The following is an 11948-nucleotide window of genomic DNA, read 5'->3' as shown; positions in this document are numbered from 1 at the left end:
CCTACACCCTTACCCCGGGACAACCACCGCCCGGGCTGGACTACCTTCCTGCGTCACCCCATCACTCACCTACTACCAGATTGGACCGGCGGCTCCACCACTTTCCATTCCCCGAAGGGTCCGGAACGGCTTCACGGCCTTAGCATCACTGGATTCGATGTTTGACGCTTCACAGCGGGTACCGGAATATCAACCGGTTATCCATCGACTACGCCTGTCGGCCTCGCCTTAGGTCCCGACTTACCCTGGGCAGATCAGCTTGACCCAGGAACCCTTAGTCAATCGGCGCACACGTTTCTCACGTGTGTATCGCTACTCATGCCTGCATTCTCACTCGTGAACCGTCCACAACTCGCTTCCGCGGCTGCTTCACCCGGCACACGACGCTCCCCTACCCATCACAGCCGCCGTTGGGCGTATTACTGCAATGACACGACTTCGGCGGTACGCTTGAGCCCCGCTACATTGTCGGCGCGGAATCACTAGACCAGTGAGCTATTACGCACTCTTTCAAGGGTGGCTGCTTCTAAGCCAACCTCCTGGTTGTCTGTGCGACTCCACATCCTTTCCCACTTAGCGTACGCTTAGGGGCCTTAGTCGATGCTCTGGGCTGTTTCCCTCTCGACCATGGAGCTTATCCCCCACAGTCTCACTGCCGTGCTCTCACTTACCGGCATTCGGAGTTTGGCTAAGGTCAGTAACCCGGTAGGGCCCATCGCCTATCCAGTGCTCTACCTCCGGCAAGAAACACACGACGCTGCACCTAAATGCATTTCGGGGAGAACCAGCTATCACGGAGTTTGATTGGCCTTTCACCCCTAACCACAGGTCATCCCCCAGGTTTTCAACCCTGGTGGGTTCGGTCCTCCACGAAGTCTTACCTCCGCTTCAACCTGCCCATGGCTAGATCACTCCGCTTCGGGTCTTGAGCGCGCTACTAAACCGCCCTATTCGGACTCGCTTTCGCTACGGCTTCCCCACACGGGTTAACCTCGCAACACACCGCAAACTCGCAGGCTCATTCTTCAAAAGGCACGCAGTCACGACTGTATGTGCAAGCACATACAGCGACGCTCCCACGGCTTGTAGGCACACGGTTTCAGGTACTATTTCACTCCGCTCCCGCGGTACTTTTCACCATTCCCTCACGGTACTATCCGCTATCGGTCACCAGGGAATATTTAGGCTTAACGGGTGGTCCCGCCAGATTCACACGGGATTTCTCGGGCCCCGTGCTACTTGGGTGTCTCTTAAACGAGCCGCTGATGTTTCGACTACGGGGGTCTTACCCTCTACGCCGGACCTTTCGCATGTCCTTCGCCTACATCAACGGTTTCTGACTCGTCTCACAGCCGGCAGACTATGAAAAAGAGATCCCACAACCCCGCATACGCAACCCCTGCCGGGTCTCACACGTATACGGTTTGGCCTCATCCAGTTTCGCTCGCCACTACTCCCGGAATCACGGTTGTTTTCTCTTCCTGCGGGTACTGAGATGTTTCACTTCCCCGCGTTCCCTCCACACTGCCTATGTGTTCAGCAGCGGGTGACAGCCCATGACGACTGCCGGGTTTCCCCATTCGGAAACCCCCGGATCAAAGCCTGGTTGACGACTCCCCGGGGACTATCGTGGCCTCCCACGTCCTTCATCGGTTCCTGGTGCCAAGGCATCCACCGTGCGCCCTTAAAAACTTGGCCACAGATGCTCGCGTCCACTGTGCAGTTCTCAAACAACGACCAACCACCCATCACCCCGAACCACTTACGGTCCGAGTGCACTGGGGCCGGCACTGAAGGCGACCACTACGGCCGTACCTTCAGACACCCAACAGCGTGCCCGACCCAGTCCCGTCCGGAGATCATGCTTTCCACGCTCACAAGGAGCAGTACTTACAGCCTCCGACCCGTGAACCAGGCCGAATAGTCAACGTTCCACCCATGAGCAACCAGCATCAGACGTTCGCTGATGAACTGGCCTCTGACCGGCCGAAGCCGGTAAGAAATGCTCCTTAGAAAGGAGGTGATCCAGCCGCACCTTCCGGTACGGCTACCTTGTTACGACTTCGTCCCAATCGCCAGTCCCACCTTCGACAGCTCCCTCCCACAAGGGGTTGGGCCACCGGCTTCGGGTGTTACCGACTTTCGTGACGTGACGGGCGGTGTGTACAAGGCCCGGGAACGTATTCACCGCAGCAATGCTGATCTGCGATTACTAGCAACTCCAACTTCATGGGGTCGAGTTGCAGACCCCAATCCGAACTGAGACCGACTTTTTGAGATTCGCTCCACCTTGCGGTATCGCAGCTCATTGTATCGGCCATTGTAGCACGTGTGCAGCCCAAGACATAAGGGGCATGATGACTTGACGTCGTCCCCACCTTCCTCCGAGTTGACCCCGGCGGTCTCCTGTGAGTCCCCATCACCCCGAAGGGCATGCTGGCAACACAGAACAAGGGTTGCGCTCGTTGCGGGACTTAACCCAACATCTCACGACACGAGCTGACGACAGCCATGCACCACCTGTACACCGACCACAAGGGGGCGCCCATCTCTGGACGTTTCCGGTGTATGTCAAGCCTTGGTAAGGTTCTTCGCGTTGCGTCGAATTAAGCCACATGCTCCGCTGCTTGTGCGGGCCCCCGTCAATTCCTTTGAGTTTTAGCCTTGCGGCCGTACTCCCCAGGCGGGGAACTTAATGCGTTAGCTGCGGCACCGACGACGTGGAATGTCGCCAACACCTAGTTCCCACCGTTTACGGCGTGGACTACCAGGGTATCTAATCCTGTTCGCTCCCCACGCTTTCGCTCCTCAGCGTCAGTAATGGCCCAGAGATCCGCCTTCGCCACCGGTGTTCCTCCTGATATCTGCGCATTTCACCGCTACACCAGGAATTCCGATCTCCCCTACCACACTCTAGCCTGCCCGTATCGACTGCAGACCCGGGGTTAAGCCCCGGGCTTTCACAACCGACGTGACAAGCCGCCTACGAGCTCTTTACGCCCAATAATTCCGGACAACGCTTGCGCCCTACGTATTACCGCGGCTGCTGGCACGTAGTTAGCCGGCGCTTCTTCTGCAGGTACCGTCACTTTCGCTTCTTCCCTGCTGAAAGAGGTTTACAACCCGAAGGCCGTCATCCCTCACGCGGCGTCGCTGCATCAGGCTTTCGCCCATTGTGCAATATTCCCCACTGCTGCCTCCCGTAGGAGTCTGGGCCGTGTCTCAGTCCCAGTGTGGCCGGTCGCCCTCTCAGGCCGGCTACCCGTCGTCGCCTTGGTGAGCCATTACCTCACCAACAAGCTGATAGGCCGCGGGCTCATCCTTCACCGCCGGAGCTTTTAACCCCCGCACAGGAGTGCGGGAGTGTTATCCGGTATTAGACCCCGTTTCCAGGGCTTGTCCCAGAGTGAAGGGCAGATTGCCCACGTGTTACTCACCCGTTCGCCACTAATCCACCCCGAAGGGCTTCATCGTTCGACTTGCATGTGTTAAGCACGCCGCCAGCGTTCGTCCTGAGCCAGGATCAAACTCTCCGTGAATGTTTCCCCGTGATCGGGGTGACACCACGAGAGCGGAACCAGGAAGAGGAATAATCCCCCCGGTTCACAGCGTCCTCGCTGTGCGCCTCCCACAGTCAAGTGGAAGGACTTTTTCAAAGGAACCGTGTTCCGACCGAGAAGGCCGGGACAGGGTTGTCAATCTGGCGTTGACTTTTGGCACGCTGTTGAGTTCTCAAGGAACGGACGCTTCCTTTGTACTCACCCTCTCGGGCTTTCCTCCGGGCGCTTCCCTTCGGTCTTGCGTTTCCGACTCTATCAGATCTTTCCGATCCGATTTCCTCGGGGTCTTGCTGGTCTTGCTTATTCGCTTTCCGGCTTTTCGGCCTTCCGGCGGTGTTGACTGTATCAGATCCTTTCGGGCCTGATTCCCTGTCAACCGGGTTTGTCGTTGCGGCTGTTGGGCCGTTCCGACGTCCCAAACTTTAGCGGATCCTCGCGGTGGTTCCTAATCGAGGCGATCAGGTCGGCCGCAACCCTTTTCGAATTGAATTCGGGCACGCCGAAATCAATCCCGAGGGAGATCGTGCTGATGGTTTGGATGCCGCTTCAGCGGCGGGAGGTGCGGTCGCAGAACCGTTACGGCTCCGCGGCAACCCGAAGAACTTTACGGATCGGGTGGGGAGGTGTCAACCCCCGCCCGAGATGCCGTCGGTACCGCGTCAGTCGAGGTCGTTGAGGCGGCCGCCGGCGTCCGGCTGCGCGTGCTCGACGCGGCGCAGCAGGCGGGTCAGGACCTCGCCGAGGACTCCGCGCTCCACCGAGGTGAGGTCCTGGAGGAGCTCCTCCTCGAAGACGGACGCGAGGCGCATGGCCTCCAGCCACTTCTCCCGGCCCTGCGGCGTCAGCTCGACGATCACGCGGACCCGGTTGTTCTCGTCGCGGTCCCGGGTGACCAGGCCCTCCTGAACCATGCGGTCGATGCGATGGGTCATGGCGGCGGGGGTCAGACCGAGGCGCTTGGCGAGGTCGCCGGGGCCCATCCGGTACGGGGAGCCGGACAGCACGAGTGCCTTGAGGACCTCCCACTCGGCGTTGCTGATGCCGATCTCGGAGGTCTGGCGCCCGTACGCCACGTTCATGCGGCGGTTGAGCCTGCCGAGTGCCGAGACGATCGCCTCCACCTGGGGGTCGAGGTCCTGGAACTCCCGCTGGTACGCGGCGATCTGCTCGTCGAGGGTCGGCTCGGCTGGCGGCCCGCCGGTGGTGTCGGCCATGACGCGCAGTATGGCACGCAAGTGGTTGGCGTTGAAGTCCTTCCGTGTGTATTCTTTAGCTTCGAAGTCTTCAGAGCTAACGACTGACTGCGAAAGGGCAGGTGAAAGTGACCAGGGCGATGGGCGCGGCGATGCGCCGGATTCAGGTGGGCAGCGCGCTGAGCGCGTTCGGCATCGGCTTCACGGTTCCGTTCCTCTATGTGTACGTGGCAGAGGTCCGAGATCTTGGTGCCGGTGCGGCGGGCATCGTGCTGGCCGCGTTCGCCATGGCCGCCCTGATCGTCCTGCCCTTCACCGGTCGCGCGATCGACCGTCGCGGGCCGCTGCCCGTCCTGGTGGTGGCGTCGCTCGTGGCCTCCGTGGGTGCGATCAGCCTCGGGCTCGCGAGCACGGAGCCGGCCGCCATCGGCGCCGCGGCCGTGCTCGGCGCGGGTACCGCGGTGCTGCAGCCCGCCCTCGCCACGATGATCGTGTGGTGCTCGTCGCCGCAGACGCGGACGCGCTCCTTCGCCACGCAGTTCTTCCTGCAGAACCTGGGACTCGGCATCGGCGGCCTGATAGGCGGCCAGCTCGTCGACGAGAGCCGGCCGGACAGCTTCCTGCTGCTCTTCGGCATCGAGGCCGTGATGTTCCTGGTGCTCGCCGGTGTGGTGCTGAGCGTGCGGATGCCGCACACGCCGTCGCTGGGCGAGGCCCGTCCCAAGGGTGATTCCGGCGGTGGGCTGCGGGCGCTGCTCGGGCACCGGGCCATGGTGCAGCTGTGTGTGCTGGGCTTCGTGCTGTTCTTCGCCTGCTACGGACAGTTCGAGTCGGGGCTGAGTGCGTACGGAGTGGAGGCCGCCGGGATATCGCCGTCGACGCTCGGTATCGCGCTCGCCGCCAACACCGCGATGATCGTCGTCGCGCAGTTCGCCGTGCTGAAGTTCGTCGAGCGGCGCAAGCGGTCGCGGGTGATCGCCGCCGTGGGGCTGATCTGGGCCGTCGCCTGGATCGCCGCGGGGTACGCGGGGCTCGGGCACGGCAGCCAGGCCATGGCCACCGCCGCGTTCGTCTCCACGTACGCGCTCTTCGGGCTGGGTGAGGCGATGCTGTCGCCGACCGTGGCGCCGCTGGTCGCCGATCTCGCCCCGGCCGGGATGGTCGGGTCGTACAACTCCGCGTTCGCGCTGGTCAAGCAGCTTGCGCTGGCCGTCGGTCCAGCCGTCGGCGGGCCCATGGGCGCCGCGCTGCACGGGCCGTACATCGTGACCTTCCTGCTGTTCTCGCTGGGGATCACGTATCTGGCGCTGCGGCTGGGCAAGCAGCTCACGCCGGTGCAGAACCAGCCGTCGCTGGCCGGGAGCCGGGTCGTGATGCAGAGCTCGCCGGAGCCCGCCACGGCCACGCAGTAGGACCCGTCGCGTCCCGTGTCCGTCCTGTCAGCCCTGGCCGGCCGGCAGGACGAACTCGCACCAGACCGCTTTGCCGCCGCCCGGTGTGCGCCGTGAGCCCCAGTTCGAGGCGATCGTGGCGACGATGGCGATGCCCCGGCCCGTCTCGTCGCCCGGCTCCGCCCGGCGGCGGCGCGGTAGGTGGTCGTCGCCGTCGGTCACCTCGATGATCAGGCGGCGGTCCGTGCGGCGCAGCCGCAGGCGCATCGGCGGAGTGCCGTGCTGGAGGGAGTTGGCGACGAGTTCGCTGGCGGCCAGGACGCCCAGGTCGTGCAGGTCGGGGGCGAAGCGCCAGCTCGTGAGGACTCCGGAGGCGAAGGCGCGGGCGCGGGGGGCCGCCTCGACCCCGCCGAGCAGTTCGAGCGCGGCGTTGCGGAAGCGCTCGCCGTCGGGGCCCTTGCGCGCGGGGTGCTGCAGCACCAGTACCGCCACGTCGTCGTCGTGGTCCGCCGTCACGCCTGCCGCCCGGATCAGCCGGTCGCAGATCACCTGGGGCGTGCCGGTCGCGCCGGACAGGGCGTGCTCCAGGGAGGCCACGCCCTCGTCGATGTCCTCGTCCCTGCGCTCGACCAGGCCGTCGGTGTACATGACCGCGGTGGATCCGGGGCCGAGCGGGACCGCACCGGACGTGTGCAGCCAGCCGCCGGTGCCAAGCGGCGGGCCCGTCGGCTCCTCGGCGCGGTGGATCGTGCCGTTCTCGTCGCGTACGAGGATGGGGAGGTGGCCCGCCGACGCGTACACGAGGCGGCCCTCGTTCGGGTCGTGGACCGCGTAGACGCAGGTGGCGATCTGCTGCGGGTCGATCTCGGTGGCCAGGCCGTCGAGGAGCTGCAGGACCTCGTGCGGCGGCAGGTCCAGGCGGGCGTACGCGCGCACGGCCGTGCGCAGCTGGCCCATCACGGCCGCGGCGCGCACCCCGCGGCCCATCACGTCGCCGATGACCAGGGCCGTGCGGCCGCCGCCGAGGGTGATGACGTCGTACCAGTCGCCGCCGACCGCGGCCTCGGTGCCGCCGGGCTGGTAGGTGGCCGCGATGCGCAGGTCGTCGGGTTCCTCCAACTCCTGGGGGAGCAGGGAACGTTGCAGGGTGACGGCGGTCTCGCGCTGTTCGCGTTCGCTCGTGCGCAGGCGCTCGGCCGCCTCCGCGTGGTCCGTGACGTCCGCGGCGAAGATCAGTACGCCGGGGCCCTCGGCCGTCTCCAGCGGGGTGCACGTCACGGTGTACGAGCGGCCGCCGGCGGTCCTGCGGGACTTGACCGTGCGGGGCTTGGCGCTGCGCAGCACCTGGTCGAGCAGGGGCAGCAGGCTCAGCTCGTCGAGCTCGGGCAGGGCGTCGCGTGCCGGTTCGCCGGCGGGGCGCTCCCCGAAGGCCGCGGTGTACGCGTCGTTCACGTACGCGATGCGGTGCTCGGGGCCGTGGACCAGGGCGACGAGGGCGGGGATGCGGTCGAGGACGTCGCGGACGGGCAGCTCGTCGACGCCGCCGCCCCCGACGTCGGCGTCACCATGGTCGGCGTCTTCGGGCAGGTGCTCGGCGCGGGCCGCGGGCACGGCGCTCTCGCCTCGCTGGGGTACGCCGATCTCGGCGCGCGCCGCGGCGCGGCGCTGCGTTCCGGGGAGCCGGGCGCTCCAGCGCGTGAAGTTCACTGTGGGACAAGCCTCGTGGGGTCGAGGGCGGGCGCGGGGCCCGTCCAGGGTCGTGGACCAGTCTGGCCGACCGTACTGACAAACGTCAGACGCCGGTGCGGGAGCGGGAGTTGCGCACTCCGGTCGAACGGTGGTCGAAACTCCGGGCGGCGGGTCGCCGCCGGGGTGTCGACGGAACGGTCAGGGCGTCCCCTTCGGTCCTGCGGGCGGCGGAGAAGGGTCCTCAGGGGGGACGGGCCCGGCCGCGAGTTCGAACTCGGCGCGCGGCTGTTCCAGCGACCCCAGCGAGACGATCTCCCTCTTGAACAGGCCGGAGAGCGTCCATTCGGCCAGCACGCGGGCCTTTCGGTTGACGGTGGGCACCCTGCTGAGGTGATAGACGCGGTGCATGAACCAGGCAGGGTAGCCCTTCAGCTTGCGTCCGTAGACATGCGCGACGCCCTTGTGGAGGCCGAGGGAGGCCACGGAACCCACGTACGCGTGCTCGTAGTCGGTGAGGGGCTGGTTGCGCAGGGACGCCGTGATGTTGTCGGCGAGCGTCTTCGCCTGGCGCACGGCGTGCTGGGCGTTGGGCGCGCACTCCTTGCCCGGTTCGGCGGCGGTGACGTCGGGGACAGCGGCCGCGTCGCCCGCGCCCCAGGCGTGCGGGGCGCCGTCGACGGCGAGGGCCGCGGTGCACCTGAGCCGGCCGCGGTCGGTCAGCGGCAGGTCGGTGGCGGCGAGCAGCGGACTCGGTTTGACGCCGGCCGTCCACACGACGGTGCGGGTGGGGAAGCGGGAGCCGTCGGAGAGCACCGCCACCCGGTTCTCGCAGGATTCGAGGCGGGTCTCCAGGCGTACGTCGATGTTCCGGCCGCGCAGTTCACGGATCGTGTACTGGCCCATCTCCGGGCCGACTTCGGGCAGGATGCGGTCGCTGGCCTCGACGAGGATCCACTTCAGGTCCTCGGGCTTGACGTTGTGGTAGTACTTCGCCGCGTACCGGGCCATGTCCTCCAGCTCGCCGAGTGCCTCGACGCCCGCGTAGCCGCCGCCCACGAAGACGAAGGTCAGGGCCGCGTCGCGGATCGCCGGGTCGCGGGTGGAGGAGGCGATGTCCAGCTGCTCGATGACGTGGTTGCGCAGGCCGACGGCCTCCTCGACCGTCTTGAAGCCGATGCCGAACTCGGCGAGGCCGGGGACCGGGAGCGTACGGGAGATCGAACCGGGGGCCAGGACCAGCTCGTCGTAGGCGAGGGTGTCCGGCCCCGTGCCCTCGTCCTTGCCGGCGAGCGTCGTGTACGTGGCCGTGCGCTTGGCGTGGTCGAGGGAGAAGACCTCGCCGACGATCACGTGACAGTGCTCCAGGACGCTGCGCAGCGAGACGACGACATGGCGCGGGGAAATGGAACCGGCGGCGGCCTCGGGCAGGAACGGTTGATAGGTCATATACGGGTCGGGGGTGATGACAACGATCTCCACGGCGCCGCTCCGGAGCTCGGACTTGAGCTTCTTCTGGAGGCGCAGGGCGGTGTACATCCCGACGTAGCCGCCGCCGACAACGAGAATGCGCGCAGGTTCCCTCACCCTCCCATGACGCATCGGGCACTTGCGTTTGTCCACAGCCCCGGCAATTTGTGTGACGGAGCAAAGGGCCTCGTACTGGTCGGACGGTCAGCCCGGGTGGGCGGCAGGTGCGCAGGTCAGGGGGTGGGCAGGGGGGAGAGGGCAGGGGGGCAATCGGGGCGGAATCATCGCGTACTCCGTTCGGGGGGCGCTCCGTGCGGAACCTGCCCCTTCTGAATTGACTCCCGCTCAACTATGTTCGTGTGCTGTCGGGGTGTCGGGGGATGCACTGGCGGGCCCGCAGGGCGGACCCGGGAAATCGCTGTCTGTTCCTCACGCTCCGGCTGACAATGGCGGGGAGTGTCTCCGGGGGGAGACGTCATTAACCGGGGGAACACATATGCACATTCAGGACACTCAGTGGACCTCAGCGTCTGCCGTGGCGCCCGCGGGCGTCTCGGGCGGCGCCAACGGGCGGTCGGCGGGCGACAATTCACGCTCGACGCCGCTTCGGGTGGACGCACAGCGCAACCTTGAGCACGTTCTGCGCGCGGCCCGCGAGGTCTTCGGCGAGCTGGGGTACGGGGCGCCCATGGAGGACGTGGCGCGCCGCGCCCGTGTCGGTGTGGGCACGGTGTACCGGCGCTTCCCCAGCAAGGACGTACTGGTGCGACGGATAGCCGAGGAGGAGACGTCCCGGCTGACCGACCAGGCGCGCACCGCCCTGGGCCAGGAGGACGAGCCGTGGTCGGCGCTCTCGCGCTTCCTACGGACGTCGGTCGCCTCGGGCGCGGGCCGGCTGCTTCCGCCGCAGGTCCTGCGGGTGGGAGTGGAGGAGCGGGCCGGGCTCGTCCCCGACGAGGCGCGCGTTCCGGAGCAGCGCAGCGGAGCGCCCGAACTGCGGCTCGTGGAACAGCGGTCTGCCCTGCTCGACGAGACGCTGCCCGCGGACGACGCGGGAGCGGCGGCGCTGCTGGAGGTCGTGGGGCGGCTCGTCGACCGGGCACGGGAGGCCGGTGAGCTGCGTCCCGACGTGACCGTGTCGGACGTCCTGCTGGTCATCGCGACGGCGGCGCCCTCGCTGCCGGACGCCGCGCAGCAGGCGGCGGCGTCGACCCGGCTGCTCGACATCCTCCTCGAAGGGCTGCGCTCGCGGCCCGTATGACCGGCAGCGATCCGAGCGAGCGGGCCAGCACCCTGACCGCGAGCGGCCGAAATGTGCCGTTCGCGGTCAACTTGCGTGTGCAGAAAGTCCGTTGAGCCTTCCCCGGATGAGTGAAAGGTAGTGCTCAGGTACGGGAAATCTCCACGGATGAGTGGTTGCCGTGCATGAACCGGCCCTGTGTGGCTCCTGTGTGGCACGCTTTCCCGGTGGTCGGGTCAGAGTGTGCGGTCGGGGGCTTTCCGCGATGAGCGTTGACGGGCGGGACGAGCAACAGCCCGACGGTGGTGGGTCGGGCGCCGAGGGCGTCACCCCTCAGCAGGTGCCGAATCAGGGCGGTCCCGGAAGGACGCCCGGTGGCGAACCCACGGTGGCGAACCCGGGCACGACACCGGACGCGACGCCGGACGCCGATGTGTCCGTACCCGCGCAGCGCGAGACGCCGGGATCTTCCGTGCTCCCGGGCGCCTGGGACTCCTCGGACTCCCCCACGGCCCCTGGGCCCGCAGGCCTCTCCGGCTCCGAACTGCCTGTGGCCGACGCCGACTTGATCGCGCGGATGCGCGGGGGCGACGACAGCGCGTACGAAGAGCTGTACCGCCGGCACGCGGGCGCCGTGCGCCGCTACGCCCGCACCTGCTGTCGGGACGCGCACACGGCGGACGACCTGACGGCCGAGGTGTTCGCCCGGATGCTGGGTGCCGTACGTGGCGGCAGCGGACCCGAGCACGCGGTGCGCGCCTATCTGCTGACCACGGTGCGCCGTGTCGCCGCGGGCTGGACGAAGTCGGCCAAAAGAGAACACCTAGTCGATGACTTCGCCGTCTTCGCCCAGCAGGCCGCGCGCTCCAGCGAGGTCTCCGACGACGACACCCTGGACCTCGGCGCCGACGTCCGCGCCATGCACGAGGCCGAGCAGTCGATGGCCATGCAGGCGTTCCGCTCGCTGCCCGAGCGCTGGCAGGCCGTGCTGTGGCACACCGAGGTCGAGGACGAGTCGCCCAGCGACGTCGCCACGCTCTTCGGGCTCGACGCCAACGGCACGCGCGTGCTGGCCAAGCGGGCGCGCGAAGGCCTGAAGGAGGCCTACCTCCAGGCGCACGTCTCCACGACGCTCACCGAGTCCGAGGAGTGCTCCCGCTACGCGGACCGGCTCGGCGCCTACGCGCGCGGCAGCCTGCGCACGCGGGCCGAGCGCGGGCTGCGCAAGCACATGGAGGAGTGCGCCAAGTGCCGCCTCGCGGCGGGCCAGATCAAGGAAGTCGCCAGCGGTATCCCGGGTGTCGTGCCGATCGCGGTCATCGGCTGGTTCGGAGCCGCCGGGTACGCGAAGGTGGTCGCGCTCATCGGCGGCGGCGCGGCCGGTGCGGCGGGCGCCGGAGCCGGTGCG

At 66.9% G+C, this 11948-nt stretch carries 6 protein-coding genes and 2 rRNA genes; 3 read left to right on the top strand and 5 right to left on the bottom strand.

Going from position 1 to position 11948, the window contains the following annotated elements; translation table 11 throughout:
- The 3 genes from G3I40_RS46270 to G3I40_RS46260 form a co-directional block, all read right to left on the bottom strand.
- A 23S ribosomal RNA gene (locus tag G3I40_RS46270) occupies positions 1–1698 on the bottom strand; the annotation flags it as partial.
- Positions 1699–2013: 315 nt separating this feature from the next.
- Positions 2014–3539: ribosomal RNA gene (locus tag G3I40_RS46265) — 16S ribosomal RNA — on the bottom strand.
- 680 nt (positions 3540–4219) lie between these two features.
- A complete protein-coding gene (locus G3I40_RS46260) occupies positions 4220–4774 on the bottom strand; it encodes a MarR family transcriptional regulator (RefSeq protein WP_164560775.1) in 555 nt (184 codons plus the stop codon).
- Between the two features lie 119 nt (positions 4775–4893).
- On the opposite strand from G3I40_RS46260, the gene G3I40_RS46255 reads away from it, so the two are divergent.
- On the top strand, positions 4894–6165 hold the full coding sequence (locus G3I40_RS46255) for an MFS transporter (protein WP_164560776.1): 1272 nt from the start codon (positions 4894–4896) through the stop codon (positions 6163–6165).
- Positions 6166–6192: 27 nt separating this feature from the next.
- Here the strand turns inward: G3I40_RS46255 and G3I40_RS46250 are convergent, their stop codons facing one another.
- Together G3I40_RS46250 and G3I40_RS46245 are read right to left on the bottom strand one after the other, a co-directional pair.
- Complete coding sequence (locus G3I40_RS46250) at positions 6193–7851, bottom strand: SpoIIE family protein phosphatase (protein WP_164560774.1); 1659 nt, start codon at positions 7849–7851, stop codon at positions 6193–6195.
- Positions 7852–8031: 180 nt separating this feature from the next.
- Entirely contained in the window at positions 8032–9432 is a 1401-nt protein-coding gene (locus G3I40_RS46245; RefSeq protein ID WP_164560773.1) for an NAD(P)/FAD-dependent oxidoreductase, read from the bottom strand.
- A 364-nt stretch (positions 9433–9796) separates the two neighbouring features.
- Between G3I40_RS46245 and G3I40_RS46240 the strand changes: the two genes are divergently transcribed.
- Together G3I40_RS46240 and G3I40_RS46235 are read left to right on the top strand one after the other, a co-directional pair.
- Positions 9797–10561: a helix-turn-helix domain-containing protein gene (locus tag G3I40_RS46240; protein ID WP_164560772.1), complete on the top strand. Its 765-nt coding sequence runs from the start codon at positions 9797–9799 to the stop codon at positions 10559–10561.
- A 244-nt stretch (positions 10562–10805) separates the two neighbouring features.
- Positions 10806–11948: sigma-70 family RNA polymerase sigma factor (locus tag G3I40_RS46235; RefSeq protein WP_164560771.1), on the top strand; the 1143-nt coding region annotated here is incomplete at its 3' end.

The organism is Streptomyces sp. SID14478, assembly GCF_010548525.1.
Lineage (GTDB): Bacteria > Actinomycetota > Actinomycetes > Streptomycetales > Streptomycetaceae > Streptomyces.
This window is presented reverse-complemented; position numbering and strand designations above follow the sequence as displayed.